The following is a 17,627-nucleotide window of genomic DNA, read 5'->3' on the forward strand; positions in this document are numbered from 1 at the left end:
CCGGAGCCGCCGGGCGCCGACCGCCCGCTGCCCGCCGTCGGGGTGAGCCGCTAGGTTGGCGCCGTGACCTCCGATGCGCCCCGCACGTCGTCCACCCCGGCCACGCCCAGCCCGGCCGCGTCCGCTCCGGCACCCACTCCGGCGTCCGACCCGGCACCCGCGTCCGCCCCGTCCGGACGGTCGGGCAGCACGCTGGTGATCGAGGAGCCCGAGTACGGGACGCCGATCACCCGGATCCCGGTGACCAAGGTGTCGCCGGTGATCGAGTCCGGGGCCTATCCCGCCAAGGCCGCCGTCGGCGAGGCGATCCCGATCGAGGCCACCGTCTTCCGCGAGGGCCACGACGCCGTCAACGCGAACGTGGTGCTGATCGACCCCGAGGGCAACGAGACCGTCGCGATGATGGAGCGGGTGCCGCCCGCCGGGTTCGACCGCTGGGGCACCACCGTGGTGCTCGACCAGGTCGGTCTGTGGCACTTCCGGGTCGAGGGCTGGGACGACCCGTGGGAGACCTGGGTGCACAACGCCGAGATCAAGATCCCGGCGGGCATCGACGTCAGCCTGGTCTGCGCCGAGGGCGTCCAGCTGTTCGGCCCGGCCGCCGAGCGCGCCGCCGACGCCGAGGACACCGACAGTGCGGCCGTGCTCCGCGAGGCCGCTGCGGCGCTGGAGTCCCCGCAGCAGGTCGAGGACCGGCTGGAGATCGCGTTGTCGCCCGAGGTCCGCGAGGCGATGCTCGCCTACGGCCCGCGCGAGCTGGTCTCCCCCACCGCCGAGTACCCGATCTTCTGCGACCGGCGCGCCGCGCTGTTCAGCTCCTGGTACGAGTTCTTCCCGCGCTCGCAGGGCGCGACCTACGACGAGGCCACCGGCACCTGGACCTCGGGCACCTTCGACTCCTCCCACGAGCGGCTCGAGGCGGCCGCCGCGATGGGATTCGACGTCGTCTACCTGCCGCCGATCCACCCGATCGGCACGCACTTCCGCAAGGGGCCGAACAACAGCCTCGACCCCGGCCCCGGCGACCCGGGCTCGCCGTGGGCGATCGGGAACGTGGAGGGTGGTCACGACGCGATCCACCCCGACCTGGGCGACTTCGACTCCTTCGACCGGTTCGTCGCCCGCGCCCACGAGCTGGGGCTCGAGATCGCGATGGACTTCGCGCTGCAGGCCTCCCCCGACCACCCGTGGGTGACCGACCACCCCGAGTGGTTCAGCGAGCGGGTCGACGGCACGATTGCCTACGCCGAGAACCCGCCGAAGAAGTACCAGGACATCTACCCGATCAACTTCGACCGCGATCGCGAGGGCATCTACGCCGAGTGCCTGCGGCTGATCAACTTCTGGGTCGGGCACGGGGTCAAGATCTTCCGGGTCGACAACCCGCACACCAAGCCGGTCAACTTCTGGGCCTGGCTGCTCGGTGAGGTCCGCCGCACCGACCCCGACGTGCTCTTCCTGGCCGAGGCGTTCACCCGCCCCGAGATGATGCAGACCCTCGGCAAGGTCGGCTACCACCAGAGCTACACCTACTTCACCTGGCGCAACGAGCGCTGGGAGCTGATCGAGTACCTGACCGAGCTGTCCCGGGAGACCGACAGCTTCGTCCGGCCGAACTTCTTCGTGAACACCCCGGACATCCTGCCGACGTTCCTGCAGTCGGGCAGCCGGACCGCGTTCGCGATCCGCGCGGTCCTCGGCTCGACGCTGTCGCCGGTCTGGGGCGTCTACTCCGGGTTCGAGCTGTTCGAGCACCAGCCGGTCCGCCAGGGCAGCGAGGAGTACCTGGACAGCGAGAAGTACCAGTACCGGCCGCGGGACTTCGCCGCCGCCGATGCCTCGGGCAACTCGCTGTCGCTGCTCATCGGCCGGTTGAACGAGATCCGCCGCAGCCACCCGTCGCTCCAGCAACTGCGCGACATCACCTTCCACGAGGCGCCGAACCCGTCGGTGATCGTCTACTCCAAGCGGGCCGGCGACGACGTCACGATCATCGCCTGCAGCCTCGACCCGCACCAGACGGTGGAGTCGGAGGTGACCATCGACATGGACGCGGTCGGGCTGGCGCCGAACGAGGTCTACCTGGTGCACGACGAGATCACCGGGCAGACCTGGCGCTGGGGCACCCGCAACTTCGTCCGGCTCACCCCGGAGGACCCGGCCCACGTGCTGACCATCGTCCGGCCGCGGGCCGCGGCGCCGATCCCGGCCGCCGACAGCACCGCCGACACCACCGCCGACACCACCGCCGAGAGCACGGCCGACAGCACGGCCGACAGCACCGCAGACCACGCCGCCGAGACCACCCCCGAGCCGACGGCGTCCGCGACGCCGACGACCCCGGCGACCGGCACCGGCGGCCCGTCCGGCACCGCCCGCCCGACCGGCACCGCCAGTCCGTCCGGCACGGGCCCCGGCGACCGCGGGGGCCGGGCGTGACCGCTGCCGCGGCCGGTCCGTCGGGCTCCTCCGGCCCGGGCGACCCGCGCCGCGACGCGCTGCGCGAGCACCTGGCCGGAGCCCGCTGGTTCGGCGGCAAGGGCCGCGACTTCCGGGTGGCCGACGTGGTCGACCTCGGTTGGCTGACGCCGGCCGACTTCGTCCCGGCGGTCCGGATCGAGATCGCCGAGGTGCGCTACGCCGGCTCCGCACCGGACGTCGGGCTCGGCGGTCCGGACGACCAGACCGACCTCGAGGCCGTCGAGTACTACCAGCTGCTGATGGCCTACCGGCCGGCCGGCGAGCCCGGGCCGGGCGCGGGGCCGAGCGCCGGCAACGGCAGCGCACCGGCCGGCATCGTCACGGTCGACGACCCCGAGCGCGGTCGGCTGGTCGGCAGCGACGGCGTCCAGGACTCGGAGGCCCGACGGGTGCTGCTGGTCCGGCTGCTCGGCGAGTACGCCGCCACCTCGGCGGACGGCTCGCTGGCCTTCCGGCTGCGCGACAGCGACCGGCTGACCGCCGACCTGCCGAGCACGGTCTTCGGCGGACAGCAGTCGAACACCTCGCTGATGTACGGCGACGTGGCGATGCTCAAGCTGTTCCGCCGGCTCGAGCTCGGCCGCAACCTCGACATCGAGGCCCACCAGGTCCTCAGCGACGCCGGGATCGAGGACGTCGCCACCCTCTACGGCTGGCTCGAGGGCAGCTGGCGGACCGCCGCGGGCGTCCGGCACAGCGCCGACTTCGGGATGGTGGTCGAGAAGCTCCGCGAAGCGACCGACGGCTGGGAGCTGGCGCTCGAACGGCTGCGGGCCGGCGCCGACTTCACCGCCGAGTCCGAAGACCTCGGCCGCGCGCTGGCCGAGATCCACCGCGCCCTCGGGGCGAACTTCGCCACCGACACCATCGCGGGCGACGAGCTGGCCGACGTGATGGTCGAGCGGCTGGCGGTAGCCACCGAGGCGGCCCCGGCGCTCGCCGAGCACGCCGACGGGCTGCGCCGCTGCTTCGACGAGCTGCGCGGACGCGACCTGCCGGCCCAGCGCGTCCACGGCGACTTCCACCTCGCGCAGACGCTGCACACCCCGACCGGGTGGAAGATCATCGACTTCGAGGGCGAGCCGGCCAAGACGATGGCCGAGCGGGTCGCCCCGGACAACCCGTGGCGGGACGTGGCCGGGCTGCTCCGCTCCTACGAGTACGCCGCGGCCAGCGTCCCCGGCGACGACGGCGGCGAGAGCGCCCGGGCCTGGGCGCAGGCCTGCAGCACGGCGATGCTGGCCGGCTACCGGCGCGCCGCCGGGCTGCCCGCCGAGGACGACGAGGCGACCGCGCTGCTGCGCGCCTACACCGCGGACAAGGCCGTCTACGAGGTGGTCTACGAGGTGCGCAACCGTCCCGACTGGGTCCACATCCCGCTCGGAGCGGTCGCCGCGCTGGCCGCCACCCCGCAGTCCCACGATCACCCACACGATCGCGACCAGGAGATCTGATGGCATTCGACCCGACCGCCGGCCTCACCGGATGGGACCTGACCGGGTTCCACGAGGGCCACGACACCGAGTGCTGGCGACGGCTTGGAGCGATCGAGACCACCGTCACCGACGACGAGCGCGGTGAGCTGCGCGGCACCCGCTTCTCGGTCTGGGCACCGAACGCGAAGGCCGTCCGGCTGGTCGGCGACTTCAACTGGTGGAACGGCGAGGGCCACTACCTCCAGCTGGTGCCCGGCTCGGGCGTCTGGGCGCTGTTCGTCGAGGGCGTCAGCACGGGCAACCTCTACAAGTTCGAGGTGCTGGGCAGCGACGACGTCTGGCGGCTCAAGGCCGACCCGATGGCCCGGTTCTGCGAGGCCCCGCCGCACAACGCGTCGATCGTCTACCAGAGCCAGTTCCAGTGGGGCGACGACCAGTGGCTCTGGTACCGCGGCGAGGCGGCCGCGCACCAGCGTCCGATGAGCATCTACGAGGTGCACCTCGGCTCGTGGCGCAAGGGGCTGACCTATCTCGAGCTGGCCGACCAGCTGGTCGAGTACGTCACCTGGCAGGGCTACACCCACGTCGAGTTCATGCCGGTCGCCCACCACCCGTACGAGGGCTCGTGGGGCTACCACGTGACCGGCTACTTCGCGCCGATGAGCAAGTTCGGCTCCCCCGACGAGTTCCGCTACCTGGTGGACCGGCTGCACCAGGCTGGCGTCGGGGTGCTGGTCGACTGGGTGCCCGGGCACTTCGCCACCGACCCGTGGGCGCTGCAGCGCTTCGACGGCACCGCGCTCTACGAGCACGACGACCCCAAGCTCGGCTGGCACCCCGACTGGGGCTCCTACATCTTCAACTTCGGGCGCAACGAGGTGAAGAGCTTCCTGGTCTCCAACGCGCTGTTCTGGCTCGAGGAGTTCCACATCGACGGCCTGCGGGTCGACGGCGTCGCCTCGATGCTCTACCTCGACTACTCCCGCCAGGCGGGGCAGTGGATCCCGAACAAGTACGGGGGCAACGAGAACCTCGAGGCGGTCGAGCTGCTGCAGACCGTCAACCAGCACCTCTACCAGCGCAAGCCCGGGATCGTCACCGTGGCCGAGGAGTCGACTTCCTGGCCCGGCGTCACGCGGCCGGTCGACTGGGGCGGGCTCGGTTTCGGGTTCAAGTGGAACATGGGGTGGATGAACGACTCCCTGCGCTACTACGGCCAGGACCCGCTCTACCGCCAGTACCACCACAACCTGATGACGTTCGCGATGGCCTACGCCTACAGCGAGAACTTCGTGCTGCCGATCAGCCACGACGAGGTCGTGCACGGCAAGGGGTCGATGTACGAGCGCGTCCCGCAGGACGAGTGGCGCAAGTTCGCCACCATGCGGGCGTTCTACAGCTTCATGTGGAGCCACCCCGGCAAGCAGCTGCTCTTCCAGGGCCTCGAGTTCGGGCAGAAGCGCGAGTTCAGCGAGCAGCGCGGGATCGACTGGGAGGACTCCAACCAGTGGGGTCACCGCGGCGTCCAGCTGATGATCAAGGACCTGAACCAGATCTACAAGGACCACCCGGCGTTCTGGAAGCTCGACACCGACCCCGCCGGTTTCCAGTGGATCGACGCCGACGACCGGGGCGGCAACGTCTTCAGCTTCCTGCGGATGGACGACCAGGCGCAGATGATCGCCTGCTTGATCAACTTCTCGCCGGAGCCGCGGTACGACTACCGGATCGGGCTGCCCGCACGCGGGACCTGGAAGGAGATCTTCAACTCCGACGCCACCCAGTACGACGGCACCGGGGAGGTCGGCAACCTGGGCCAGATCGTCGCCCGGCCGGTGCCCACCCACGGGTTCCCGGCCACCGGCAACGTCTCGATCCCGCCGTTGGGCGCGGTCTGGCTGCTCTACGACCCCGAGGCGCCCACCGACGTCGACCCGCTGTCGGTGCCCGACGAGTCGTTCGCCACCCCCGCGCCGGCCACCCGGACCCCGGCCCGGCGGGCGGCCCGGACGGCCACCGAGGGCGGCACCGCGACCGGGCGTCGGGTCGCCACCAAGAAGGCCTCCGGCTCCCGGACCTCAGCGTCCACCCGGCGGGCGACCGGCTCGGAGGGACGGGCCGACGCCCCGGACACCGACCCGCTGCACACCCCGACGAGCCCGGGCTCCCGCGGGGCCGGTGACACGGGCGGGGCCGGCGAGACCGGCACCACGGAGGAGTGAGCGGGGCGCTCGGCGTCGAGGACGCCGGCGACGGGATCGCCCGGCTGTCCTGGTCGGCGGAGCCGGCAGCCGCGCCACTCGGCGGCGCGGACGAGGCCCAGGCGCTCCAGGACCGGCTGACCCGGACCGCCGAGACCTTGCTGTCCGGTGCGGTGTTCCGTCGGCTCGAGCTGACCGTGCGCGCCGACGACCCGTGGGGACGGCGCGCGGTGCTGCGGTCCGGGTTCCGCCAGGAGGGTGTCCGGCGGCGGGCGCTGCTCGGGCCGGACGGCGTCGCGGTCGACGCGGTGCTCTTTGCCCGGCTGACCGAGGACCCGGTCGGCGGAGCGGTCGGCTTCAGCGCGGTGATGAACAGCGCGCTCCCCCGCAAGCGGTTGATCGCCCACGTGCTCTACCGCGACGCCGACGGCCGGGTGCTGCTCTGCCAGACGCGGTTCAAGACCGACTGGGAGCTGCCGGGCGGGATCGTCGAGCCGTTTGAGGCACCGCGGCTCGGTGCCGCGCGGGAGGTCCGCGAGGAGCTGGGCGTCGACCTGCCGATCGGCCCGCTGCTGGCCGTCGACTGGATGCCGCCCTACCTCGGCTGGGACGACGCCCTCGAGCTGATCTTCGACGGCGGCCTCGTCACCGAGGCCGACCTGGCCGGCTTCACCCTGCAGCCGAGCGAGATCGCCGCCGTCCGGCTGGTCACCCTGGCCGAGGCCGCCGACCACCTCACCCCGCTCGCCCGCCGCCGCCTCGAGCTCATCACCACCCTCCCCGCCGGCCGCACCGTCCTGCTCGAGGACGGCAGCCTTCCCGCCTGACGGGCACCGAGCCCGTCGGAGCGCCATTCCTCATGCACGCGCGCTGAGCCCGTCGAAGCGCACTCCTGTCTGGCCGCGCACTTCGACAAGCTCAGTGCACGAGCAGAGACGCACGCTGAGCCTGTCGAAGCGCCGCTCCCCAGCCACGCGCGCTGAGCCTGTCGAAGCGCCGTTCCCCAGGGACGCACGTTGAGCCTGTCGAAGCGCCCTCTGTCCGGCCGCGCACGCTGAGCCTGTCGAAGCGCCGTTCCCCAGAGACGCGCGCTGAGCCTGTCGAAGCGCCATCTGGCCGTGCACGTCGACAAGCTCAGTGCACGGGCACAGACACACGCCGAGCGTGTCGAAGCGCCCTCTCTCTGGTCGCGCACTTCGACAGGCTCAGTACACGGGTACAGGCTCAGCGCACGGGTAGCGGCCCGCCTGGCTCACGCGCCGCGGCGGTAGCGGCCGGGTGGGACGCCGTAGCGAGCGCGGAACCGGCGGGACAGGTGGAACTCGTCGCTGTAGCCGAGCCGGCGGGCGATCTCGCGCTGCCCGAGCCCGGTCAGCCGGAGCAGCTGGGCGGCGGCGGCCAGCCGCGCCTCGTTGCGGTAGGCCGCCGGGGCCCGGCCGTGGACGGCGGCGAACCGTCGACGGAACCGGTCGTAGCTCATCCCGGTCTCGGTGGCCAGATCGTGCAGATCGAGCTCGGCGCGGGTGTCGGCGGCCAGCCGTCGCGCGGCCCGGGCCAGCCCGGCGTCCCGGCCCTCTGGAGCGGCCCCGTCGCGCTCGGCGGCCCGCAGCTCGGCGAGCCAGCCGGCCAGGGCCAGCAGCCGCAGGTCGGCCGCCGCGGCGTCCACCGGCTCGGCGCTCACTACCGCCCGCAGACCCGCCATCGACGGCACCGGGTCCAGCGGCGCGGGCCGACGCGCCCGCAGCGTCCCCGCGGCCGCGAGGGTGTCGAACAGCGCGCCGTCGAAGACCACGAACAGCTCCGACCAGACAGCGTTCCCGCGGGTGCCGTACCAGTGCGTCCGCCCCGGCGGGACGAGCAGCACCGAGCCGCTCGTGATGGTCTCCTCGACACCGCGGCGGTCACCGGTCGGCGGCTCGCGGTAGAGCCCGCGTCCGGCCGTCACGACCGACAGGATCCAGCTGTCCATCCGCCGCGCGACCGGCACGTGCGGGACGTCGTCGGACACCTCGCCGGCCAGCCGGACCGCACCGAGCCCGCTGTCGAACACCGTCGGCAGCCGGAACCGGGTCCATCCCACCAGCCGACCCTAGCGCCAGATCGTCCATGCCCGGGCACACGGCGGTCATGGCCGTCCGGCACCCGCCCTGCCTAGGGTCGTCGTCATGACCACGATGCCGACCGTTCCCACCGTGACGCAGGCGCAGCGCCGCCAGTACGTCGACGAGGGCTGGTTCGTCCTCGAGCGCGCCCTGAGCGACGACCAGCTGGCGCTGCTTCGCGGGGTCGCCGACTACGCGGTCACCAGCGCCGACGCGCAGATGGACGCCGAGGGGGTGGACGCCCTCGGGCTCACCACCCGCGGCAAGCGCTACTTCAGCTCGATGATCTACCGCGACCGGCCGGAGCTGCGGGCCTTCCTGTTCAGCGACCTGATGGCCGAGGTCTGCCGGGCCACCCTCGGCGAGGAGGCCTATCTGTTCTGGGAGCAGTACGTGATCAAGGCCGGCGACCCGGACACGACCTTCGCCTGGCACCAGGACTCCGGCTACGTGCACGAGAACCACGCGCCCTACCTGACCTGCTGGATCGCGCTCGACGACATCACCCTCGACAACGGTCCGGTCTACCTGCTCCCCTACTCGCGCTCGGGGATCCGCAGCTACATCCGGCACGTCCGCGACGACCGGGTCAACGACCAGGTCTGTTACTTCGGCTCCGACCCCGGGATGCCGGTGCTGGTCCCGGCCGGCTCGGTGGTCGCGTTCTCCTCGGTGGTCATCCACCGCAGCGGCCCCAACCTCACCGACCGGCTGCGCCGGGTCTACCTGGCCCAGTACTCGGGCGAGGTGATCACCACCGCCGACGGCTCCGAGCCGTGGGGCTCGTTCGAGCCGTTCCTGCACGAGGGCCGGGTCGTCGCCGACCGCTGAGCCGCCCTCGGTCGAGGCCGACCCGATCGCTCCCGAGGTGGCCGCCGGCCCTCAGAAGAGGGCGGTCATCAGGTCGCGACGCCCCTTGGCCACCCGCGGGTCGGCGTTGCCGAGGGTCTCGAAGAGCTCGAGCAGCCTCAGCCGGATCCGCTCGCGGTCGTCGCCGGCGCTGGTCCGCACCAGGCCCACCAGCCGGGCGAAGGCCGCCTCGGCCTGGCCCTGCACCATCTCGACGTCCGCGGCGGCGAGCTGGGCGTCCACCCCGGCGCCGGGCTCGCTGGCGGCGGCCAGCACCGCGGCCGGGTCGGCGTCCACCGTCCGGCCGAGCAGCCCGGCCTGCGCCTTGCCGGCCTTCGCCTCGGCGTCACCCGGATCGGCGGCCAGCAGCTTGTCGAACTCCGCCTCGGCGGCGGCGAAGTCACCACGCTCGAGCGCCTCGTCGGCGGCGGCGAACCGCGGGTCGACGGCCGGCTCGTCCTGCTCGTCGGGCGCCGCGGCCCCACCGACCGGCTCGGCGCGGCCGACCACGCCGTTGGCCACCGCGGCCTGGAGCAGCTGGTCGATGTAGGCGCTGGCCTGCTCCCGCGGGACGCTGCCCTGGAACAGCGGCGCCAGCTGGCCGCCGATCATCCCGATCACCGTCGGCACGGCCTGGACACCCAGCATCTGCGGGATCTGCGAGCCGTCGACGTTGAGCCGGGTCAACAGGAACCGGCCGTCCGCCTCGGCGGCCAGCGCGGCCAGCGTGGCCGACAGCTGCTCCCCCGACGCCCCGGCGCGCGGCGAGTAGAACTCGACGACCACCGGGTACTGGGTCGATCGCCGGATGGTGTCCGCCTCGAAGGTGGCGTCGGTGACCTCGAGCACGTAGCCGCCGCCGGCAGCGTTCGGCCCGGACGCGCCCCGCGCCCCGCCGGCCGGCGCCCGTCCGCCGGCCGCACCCTGCGGGGGGGTCTGCTGGCGGGCCCGTGCCGCCAGCTGGGACAGGTCGATGGCACCCGGTCGGTTGAAGCTCGCGCTGCTCATGCGGGCCATCTTCCCAAAGCCCCGGCCGGGGCCGGAGTCGCTCTCGCCCTCCGACCGCGGCTTCGGCATGATGAGCGGCATGGCCCACCCTCGCGCCGGACAGCCGGCCCGCCCCGAAGACCTGATCGACGTCGACGCGGTGCGGGGTGCCTACTACGATCGGGTGCCCGACCCCGACGACCCCGACCAGCGGGTGGTCTTCGGGACCTCCGGTCACCGCGGGTCGAGCCTGGACACCGCCTTCAACGACGCGCACATCGCGGCCACCACGCAGGCGATCGTCGAGTACCGGGCGAGTCAGCGGATCACCGGCCCGATCTTTCTCGGCAAGGACACCCACGCACTGTCGAAGCCGGCCTGGACCACGGCCATCGAGGTGCTGGTGGCCAACGGTCTGACCGTGCTCTGCGAGGGCGACGACGACTACACGCCGACCCCGGCCGTGTCGCGCGCGATCATCCAGCACAACCGGGGGGCGGCCGCCGCCGAGGTCGCCGACGGCATCGTCGTCACCCCGTCGCACAACCCGCCCCGCGACGGCGGCTTCAAGTACAACCCGCCGCACGGCGGACCCGCCGACAGCGACGCCACCTCGGCGATCGCCGCACGGGCCAACGAGCTGCTCCGCGACGGCAGCGCGATCCGGCGCACCGACTTCGCCTCGGTGGTCGGCGACCTGCACCGCTACGACTACCTGCGGGGCTACTGCGACGACCTGGTCAACGCCCTCCGGCTCGACCTGATCCGCGAGGCCGGCGTGCGGATCGGCGCGGACCCGCTCGGCGGTGCCTCGGTCCAGTACTGGGACTACATCGCCCAGCACCTGGGGCTCGACCTGACCGTGATCAACGAGACGGTCGACCCGACCTGGTACTTCATGACCCTGGACACCGACGGCAAGATCCGGATGGACTGCAGCTCGCCGAACGCGATGGCGAGCCTGATCGCCAACCGGGACGCCTACGACATCTCCACCGGCAACGACGCGGACTCCGACCGGCACGGCATCGTCACCCCGGACGCCGGGCTGATGAACCCGAACCACTACCTCGCCGTGGCCATCCAGTACCTCTACGGCCACCGCGACGGCTGGAAGCCCGACGCCGGAATCGGCAAGACGCTGGTCAGCTCGTCGATGATCGACCGGGTGGCCGCCGACCTCGGGCGCACCCTGGTCGAGGTGCCGGTCGGCTTCAAGTACTTCGTCGACGGGCTCCGCTCGGGTGACATCGGGTTCGGCGGCGAGGAGTCGGCCGGGGCGTCGTTCCTCGCGCTCGACGGGTCGACCTGGACCACCGACAAGGACGGCATCCTGCTCGCGCTGCTGGCCAGCGAGATCACCGCCGCCACCGGCCGGACGCCGAGCCAGCACTACGCCGAGCTGGAGGCCCGGCACGGGTCGCCGGCCTACGCCCGGGTCGACGCGCCCGCGAACCGCGAGCAGAAGGCCAAGCTGGCCAAGCTGAGCCCGTCCGACGTCGAGGCCACCGAGCTGGCGGGCGAGCCGATCACCGCCAAGCTGACCGAGGCGCCGGGCAACGGTGCCGCGATCGGCGGGCTCAAGGTGACCACCGCATCGGCCTGGTTCGCCGCCCGGCCGTCGGGCACCGAGGACGTCTACAAGATCTACGCCGAGTCGTTCCGCGGCGCCGAGCACCTCGCGCAGGTGCAGGAGGAGGCCCGCGCGGTGGTCTCCGCCGCGCTCGGCTGATCCGGGCCGGCTCCAGCCCGCTGACCAGGGGTTTCACCCGGCTCGCGACCGTAGGGTGGGAAAGCTCCGCGCGCACGTGACTTCCGTGCGCGCGGGGGCGTTCCTGCGCCCAGATGTACGCCAGGTGAACTCTTGGCGACATCACCCGGCGGCACGCTGACGCCCTTTGACCGCGGTGCCACGGCGACCCCAGAATTCACAGACGTGACCGAAGCCCTCTTCATCCTGGCCGTCGTGGTCGTCACCGCCCTGGCGTTCGACTTCACCAACGGCTTCCACGACACCGGGAACGCCATGGCGACCTCGATCGCCACCGGGGCCCTCAAGCCCAAGGTGGCCGTCGGGCTCTCGGCGGTGCTCAATCTCGTCGGCGCCTTCCTGTCGGTGCAGGTCGCCCTCACCATCAGCAACAAGGTGATCAACATCCAGTCGAGCAACGGCGCCCCGGTGTCGGCGCTGATGGGGGTGCCGATCCTCACCATCGTGTTCGCCGGTCTGGTCGGCGGCATCCTGTGGAACCTCGCCACCTGGCTGTTCGGGCTCCCGTCGAGCTCGTCGCACGCGCTGATCGGCGGCCTGATCGGCTCGGCGATCGCCGCCTTCGGCTTCGGCGGCGTCAAGTGGGCGGGCGTGATCACCTCGGTGGCACTGCCGGCGATCTTCGCCCCGGTGATCGCGGCGCTGGTCGCCGCCGTCGGCACCCGGGTGATCTACGCGATCACCGCCCGGATCGCCCCGGCCAACCGCGACAAGGGCTTCCGCTGGGGTCAGATCGGCTCGGCCTCGCTGGTCTCGCTGGCCCACGGCACCAACGACGCGCAGAAGACCATGGGCGTGATCACCCTCGCCCTGATCGGCTACGGCTCGTGGACCAGCACCACCTCGGTCCCGATCTGGGTCAAGGTCGCCTGCGCCGTGGCCATCGCGGCCGGCACCTACATCGGCGGCTGGCGGGTCATCCGGACCCTCGGCAAGGGCCTGGTCGAGATCGAGTCGCCGCAGGGCATGGCCGCCGAGTTCACCTCGGCCGCGGCGATCCTCTCCTCCGCCCACCTCGGCCTCGCGCTGTCCACCACCCACGTGGCCACCGGCTCGATCCTGGGCACCGGCCTGGGCCGGAAGGGCGCCTCGGTGCGCTGGGGCGTCGCCGGCCGGATGGTCGTCGCCTGGGTGATCACCCTCCCGGCCGCCGCGATCGTCGGCGGCATCTGCTGGCAGCTGTCCCACCTGATCGGCGGCGCCGCCGGCGTCGGCGTGATGTTCGTGGTCCTGCTGGCCGCGGCCGTCGGGATGTTCCTCCGGTCGCGCCGGAGCGCCGTCAGCGCCCACAACGTCAACGCGGAGTGGGAGGGCGGTCTGGCTCCGGCCGAGACCACCGAGACCCGCACCGCCACCCCGGCCGGCGTCTGAGCGCCGAGGAACTGGAGACATTGCGATGGAGATCATCACCACCACCCTCGGCGAGGTCTGGAAGGTTGCCCTCGGCGCGCTGATCCTGGGCGCGGGCTTGCCGATCGTGTTCTCGCTCGGCCTCAAGTCGCTCTACGGCAGCCAGACCGTCGCCGCCCGGGCCGACGGCGGCACGACGATCACCGGGGGCACCGGTGCGGCCGGCAAGGTCGGCGCCGTCGTCTGCTTCGGGATCGTCGTCGCCGCCATCCTGTTCGGTGTCGTCGTGCTGATCTGGGGCAAGCAGATGTTCGGCAAGTGACCGGGCCCCGGCCCGTCACCGACCGAACGGCTCCCTGAGCGACCACCGACGCACCACCCGACACCGCACCTGGAGGTGAGATGACCCTTCCGTCCGGAATCACCGCGAACGACGTCACGCCCGGCCCGAGCGTGTTCGGCCGCGTGCTGGGCTGGCTGACCGCCGGCTACCCGGAGGGCATCCCGCCGCAGGACCGGTTCGCGGTGGTCGCGCTGCTCAAGCGGCGGCTGACCGACGAGCAGGTGCACGAGATCGTCGCCGAGCTGACCCTGGCCGAGCGACCGTCCGGGCCCGACGGCGTCATCACCGACGTCGAGATCGAGCAGCTGACCGAGCGGGTGCTCTCGGAGCAGCCGAGTCCGTCCGACCTGGCCCGGGTGTCCGCGCGGCTGGCCGCGGCCGGCTGGCCGCTCGAGGGCGAGCACCTGCCCGACGAGGCGGACCCGAGCTGATGCCGAGCGCCTTCAACCGGATCCTGCAGTGGCTCCGGGCCGGTTACCCCGAAGGCGTGCCGGACGCCGACTACATCCCGCTGCTCGCCGTGCTCGCCCGGCGGCTGAGCAGCGAGGAGGTGCAGCAGGTGGTCGGCGAGATCTGCCGGCAGCGCACCACTCCGGCCGAGAACGCCGACATCGGTGTGCTGATCACCAAGATCACCGACGAGATGCCCCGGGACGAGGACGTCCGCCGGGTCCGGGCCCGGCTGGCCGGTGCGGGCTGGCCGCTCGCCGACCCGGTCTGACCGCGGACCCGATGATCTGACCGCGGATCCGATCGGCCGTCGCGGCGGTCAGCCGACCGCGGGACGGTCCCGGTGGTGTCGTGCCGGGTCCGGGCGGGCGTCGGCGGGGCGCGTCGCGAGCACCGCGTCGAGCTCGTCGCGCAGCGCCTCGACCAACTCGTGGGCCCGTTGCTGGGCGGATTGGTCGAGCGTCGGCTCCCCCACTCCGGTGGTCGCCTCGGCCAGCTCCTCGAGGCTCCGGGCCAGCCCGGAGACCCGCGGGAAGCCGACGTTCGCCGCACCGCCCTTGAGCTTGTGCGCGGCCGCCTCGAGCGCCGCGGCGTCGGCCCGCCGGACCGCCGCGCCGACGGCGGCGAGCTGCTCGGGCGCGCCGGCCGCGAACCCGGCGAGCACCCGGTCGAGCAGCGTGCGTCCGTCGGTCGACAGCCGCGCCAGCGCCTCCTGACGCTCGCGGTCCACCCGTGGCCCGGCCGTGGCGGGCTCCGGTGTGGCGGGATCACCGCTCGGTGCGTCCTCGGGCGCAGCGGGCGCGGCGTCGGGCGACGGGACCCACTGGTCGAGCGCCCGGCGCAACCCGGCCAGGTCGACCGGCTTGGCCACGAAGTCGTCCATCCCGGCGGCCAGACAGCGCAACCGCTCGTCCTGCAGCGCGGAGGCGCTGAGCGCGATGATCGGCAACCGCCGGCCGGGCGGCTCGGCCGCGCGGATCCGCCGGCTGGCGTCGTAGCCGTCGAGCACCGGCATCCGGCAGTCCATCAGCACCGCGGCGTAGTCGACCCGGCGCTCGACGGCCTCCACCGCCGCCCGTCCGTCGTCGACCAGGTCGACCTCGAAGCCCAGCGCCTCGAGCAGGCCGCGGGCGACCAGCTGATTGATCGGGTGGTCCTCGGCCACCAGCACGGTCTGCCCGCGCCGGCCGGCCTCGACCCCGCGCTCCCCGCGGGACGGAAGGCCGCCGTGGCCGAGCACCCGGTCGAGGGTGGCGCGGAGGTCCTGGTGGCGCAGGGGCTTGGCCAGCAGCCCGACCACGCCGCGGCGGTCGACCGCACCCGGGCCGGTGTCCACCTCCGGGTCCGCCCAGGTCAGCACCACGGCCCCCGGGCCGCCGGCACGGTCGCCGGCGTCCAGCAGCGCGGGCAGGTCGAGCCCGGGCAGGGTGTCGTCGACCGCCAGCAGCCGGTACGGCTCGCCCGTCCCCGCCTCGAGCGCGGCGACCGCCGCCGGGCCGCTGGTCACCAGGTCGGCGGTGAGCCCCCAGGCCTCCAGCTGGGCGGTCAACGCGGTGCCCGCAGCCGGTGAGGTCACGGCGGCCAGCACCCGCGCCGGCCCCCAGTCGGGCGGGGCGTCCCAGCGCGGTGCGGCCGGATCCAGGTCCTCGACCTCCGCGGCCCGGACCGGCACGGTGAACCAGAAGGTGCTGCCCTCGCCGACCCGGCTGTCGAAGCCGATCGCACCACCCATCCCCTCCACCAACCGACGACAGATGGCCAGCCCGAGACCGGTGCCGCCGTGCCGCCGGGTGGTCGACGGGTCGGCCTGGACGAACGGCTCGAACAGCCGGTCGCGGCGGTCGGGGGCGACGCCGACGCCGCTGTCAGCGACCTCGACCCGGACGGCGGTCGCGTCCTCGGGATCCGGCCGTGCGGTGACCACCACCTCGCCGTGGTCGGTGAACTTGATCGCGTTCGAGCCGAGGTTGACCAGCACCTGGGCGAGCCGTCCCGGATCACCACGGAGCCGCGCCGGGACGTCCGGACGCGCGGCGACCACCAGCCCGAGTCCCTTGCTGCGCGCCGGCTCGGCCAGCACCGTGGCGGTCCGGTCGAGCACCTCGCGCAGGTCGACGTCGGCGCTCTCGAGCTCGAGCCCACCGGCCTCGATCTTGGAGATGTCGAGGATGTCGTTGATCAGGTCGAGCAGGGTCTGACCGGTGCTGTGCAGGCCGTCGGCCAGCCGCCGCTGGTGCGGGTCGAGATCGGTCCGCAGCAGCAGCTCGGTCAAGCCGATCACGCCGTTCATCGGGGTGCGGATCTCGTGGCTCATGGTCGACAGGAACTCCGACTTGAGCCGGGCCGCCTCGACCGCTTCGTCGCGCGCGGCCGCGAGCGCGGCCGCCTGCTGGTCGCGCTCGGCTACCCACCCGAGCTGGGCGAGCGCCTGCTCGGCCGTCGGCACGAGGTCGATCCCCGAGACGGCCGCCGGGACGGTGAACACCGCCACGCAGACCACCCGTCCGTGGCTGCGCACCGGCACTGCGGTCCGGACGCCCTCGCCCGACCCGAGCTCGGCGCGCGCCGTCGCCGCGGTGCGCACCGCGGTCCGGACCAGCGTGCGGTCGTCGTCGACCTCCGTTCCGGCGACGTGCCCCGGCCCGACCGGGTACGGGTCGGCATCGGGGTCGGGGCCGGCGTCGAGACCGCCGGTGCCGGTCAGGTAGCCGGCGGGCCGCAGCCACCCGGTCTCGCGGGCCAGCGCGGCGGTCCCGGCGGCCAGGGCCTCCTCGAGGCCGCCGGCGCTGTTCGCGATGGCCGCGATCAGCTGGAGCAGCCGGAGCCGCGCGTGGGCCCGGGTCGCGGCCTCCTCGGCGCGCTTGAACTCGGTGACGTCGTGGGCCGTCCCCACCACCCGGGTCGGCGTGCCCTGATGGCCGAGCTCGACGACCCCGCGGCTGCGGACCCAGATCGTCCCGCCGGTCCGCGGCAGCATCCGGACGGTGAAGTCGATCACCGGTGCCCCGGCGCGCACCCGGGCCATCGCCTCGGTGATCATCCACCGGTCCTCGGGGTGGACCAGCGCCAGGTAGTCCGAGGACTGCCGCGGGCTGGTCTCCTCGGTCAGCCCGAGCATCCGCAGCAGCTCGGCACTCCAGCTGCTAGTGCCCTCCGCCTCGTTCCACACCCAGCTGCCGAGCCGGGCCAGCCGCTGCGCCTCGGACAGCCGGCGTTCGCTGCTCCTCAGCCGCTCCGTGAGGTCGCGGACCGCGGTGAACTCGGTGAGCCGGTGCATCCAGCCGATCCGGCGGCCGTCGTCGTCGGTGACCGGGAAGGTGCTGCAGGTGGTCCACAACGGTCGTCCGTCGCGGCGGACCAGCAGCACCTCGACATGGTCCCAGGCCTCCTGCCGGGTCTCCAGGTCGCGCAGGTGCTCGGCGAAGTCGCCGCGGCCGGTCTCGTCGAACATCTCGAACGCCGACATGGCCTCGACCTCGGCGAGCGGGCGGTCGAGCAGCTCCGCCAGCCGGGGGTTCGCGAAGATCATCCGGCCGTCGCGGTCGGTCATCCAGAACGCGTCCGTGGACGACTCGATCATCCACCGGTAGAAGGCGGGGTCCACCGACATGCACCCTCCCGCGACGCGCTGCCTGTCCCCCGACGTCCCGAGTCTAG

Annotated in this window: 12 protein-coding genes and 1 pseudogene; 10 read left to right on the forward strand and 3 right to left on the reverse strand. The window is 73.0% G+C overall.

Going from position 1 to position 17,627, the window contains the following annotated elements:
* The first annotated feature begins 63 nt into the window (after positions 1–63).
* The 4 genes and pseudogenes from FHX74_RS15570 to FHX74_RS21160 all read left to right on the forward strand — a co-directional run bounded on the left by FHX74_RS15570 (position 64) and on the right by FHX74_RS21160 (position 6,945).
* The gene (locus tag FHX74_RS15570) at positions 64–2,439 is read left to right on the forward strand and encodes an alpha-1,4-glucan--maltose-1-phosphate maltosyltransferase (protein ID WP_328823856.1); all 2,376 of its coding nucleotides are present in this window, start codon (positions 64–66) and stop codon (positions 2,437–2,439) included.
* Positions 2,436–3,935: a phosphotransferase gene (locus FHX74_RS15575; protein WP_182561117.1), complete on the forward strand. Its 1,500-nt coding sequence runs from the start codon at positions 2,436–2,438 to the stop codon at positions 3,933–3,935. The genes FHX74_RS15570 and FHX74_RS15575 overlap by 4 nt, the downstream gene beginning before the upstream one ends.
* Positions 3,935–5,836: pseudogene (gene glgB, locus FHX74_RS15580) on the forward strand (1,4-alpha-glucan branching protein GlgB); the annotation flags it as partial. The gene FHX74_RS15575 and the pseudogene glgB, both read left to right, overlap by 1 nt.
* A 299-nt stretch (positions 5,837–6,135) precedes the next feature.
* The gene (locus tag FHX74_RS21160; protein ID WP_182561119.1) at positions 6,136–6,945 is read left to right on the forward strand and encodes an NUDIX hydrolase; all 810 of its coding nucleotides are present in this window, start codon (positions 6,136–6,138) and stop codon (positions 6,943–6,945) included.
* A 425-nt stretch (positions 6,946–7,370) separates the two neighbouring features.
* Here the strand turns inward: FHX74_RS21160 and FHX74_RS15590 are convergent, their stop codons facing one another.
* The gene (locus FHX74_RS15590) at positions 7,371–8,198 is read right to left on the reverse strand and encodes a helix-turn-helix transcriptional regulator (protein WP_182561120.1); all 828 of its coding nucleotides are present in this window, start codon (positions 8,196–8,198) and stop codon (positions 7,371–7,373) included.
* Between the two features lie 85 nt (positions 8,199–8,283).
* Here FHX74_RS15590 and FHX74_RS15595 point away from each other — a divergent pair, with 85 nt between their 5' ends.
* Positions 8,284–9,051 carry a phytanoyl-CoA dioxygenase family protein gene (locus FHX74_RS15595; RefSeq protein WP_182561121.1) on the forward strand — a complete coding sequence of 256 codons (768 nt, stop codon included), beginning with the start codon at positions 8,284–8,286 and terminating at the stop codon, positions 9,049–9,051.
* Between the two features lie 51 nt (positions 9,052–9,102).
* On the opposite strand, the gene FHX74_RS15600 is transcribed toward FHX74_RS15595, so the two are convergent.
* On the reverse strand, positions 9,103–10,077 hold the full coding sequence (locus FHX74_RS15600) for a co-chaperone YbbN (protein WP_182561122.1): 975 nt from the start codon (positions 10,075–10,077) through the stop codon (positions 9,103–9,105).
* A 79-nt stretch (positions 10,078–10,156) separates the two neighbouring features.
* Here FHX74_RS15600 and pgm point away from each other — a divergent pair, with 79 nt between their 5' ends.
* The 5 genes from pgm to FHX74_RS15625 all read left to right on the forward strand — a co-directional run bounded on the left by pgm (position 10,157) and on the right by FHX74_RS15625 (position 14,241).
* Positions 10,157–11,788 (forward strand): phosphoglucomutase (alpha-D-glucose-1,6-bisphosphate-dependent), encoded by a 1,632-nt coding sequence (pgm, locus tag FHX74_RS15605; protein WP_182561123.1) that lies wholly within the window; start codon positions 10,157–10,159, stop codon positions 11,786–11,788.
* Between the two features lie 204 nt (positions 11,789–11,992).
* Complete coding sequence (locus FHX74_RS15610) at positions 11,993–13,198, forward strand: inorganic phosphate transporter (protein ID WP_182561124.1); 1,206 nt, start codon at positions 11,993–11,995, stop codon at positions 13,196–13,198.
* A 25-nt stretch (positions 13,199–13,223) separates the two neighbouring features.
* Complete coding sequence (locus FHX74_RS15615; RefSeq protein ID WP_182561125.1) at positions 13,224–13,499, forward strand: hypothetical protein; 276 nt, start codon at positions 13,224–13,226, stop codon at positions 13,497–13,499.
* An 80-nt stretch (positions 13,500–13,579) separates the two neighbouring features.
* Complete coding sequence (locus FHX74_RS15620; protein WP_182561126.1) at positions 13,580–13,951, forward strand: DUF3349 domain-containing protein; 372 nt, start codon at positions 13,580–13,582, stop codon at positions 13,949–13,951.
* Entirely contained in the window at positions 13,951–14,241 is a 291-nt protein-coding gene (locus FHX74_RS15625) for a DUF3349 domain-containing protein (protein WP_182561127.1), read from the forward strand. Before FHX74_RS15620 ends, FHX74_RS15625 begins: the two co-directional genes overlap by 1 nt.
* Positions 14,242–14,289: 48 nt before the next feature.
* Here the strand turns inward: FHX74_RS15625 and FHX74_RS15630 are convergent, their stop codons facing one another.
* Positions 14,290–17,574 carry an ATP-binding protein gene (locus FHX74_RS15630; protein WP_182561128.1) on the reverse strand — a complete coding sequence of 1,095 codons (3,285 nt, stop codon included), beginning with the start codon at positions 17,572–17,574 and terminating at the stop codon, positions 14,290–14,292.
* Positions 17,575–17,627 lie beyond the last annotated feature (53 nt).

The organism is Microlunatus kandeliicorticis (genome assembly GCF_014137855.1).
GTDB classification, from domain to species: Bacteria; Actinomycetota; Actinomycetes; order Propionibacteriales; family Propionibacteriaceae; genus Microlunatus; species Microlunatus kandeliicorticis.

What these genes read in the sequence shown, in the direction of transcription:
- FHX74_RS15595 (WP_182561121.1), top strand. Translation starts at nt 8,284, where the DNA reads ATGACCACGATGCCGACCGTTCCCACCGTGACGCAGGCGCAGCGCCGC.
- FHX74_RS15600 (WP_182561122.1), bottom strand. Translation starts at nt 10,077, where the DNA reads ATGAGCAGCGCGAGCTTCAACCGACCGGGTGCCATCGACCTGTCCCAG.
- pgm (WP_182561123.1), top strand. Translation starts at nt 10,157, where the DNA reads ATGGCCCACCCTCGCGCCGGACAGCCGGCCCGCCCCGAAGACCTGATC.
- FHX74_RS15615 (WP_182561125.1), top strand. Translation starts at nt 13,224, where the DNA reads ATGGAGATCATCACCACCACCCTCGGCGAGGTCTGGAAGGTTGCCCTC.
- FHX74_RS15620 (WP_182561126.1), top strand. Translation starts at nt 13,580, where the DNA reads ATGACCCTTCCGTCCGGAATCACCGCGAACGACGTCACGCCCGGCCCG.
- FHX74_RS15625 (WP_182561127.1), top strand. Translation starts at nt 13,951, where the DNA reads ATGCCGAGCGCCTTCAACCGGATCCTGCAGTGGCTCCGGGCCGGTTAC.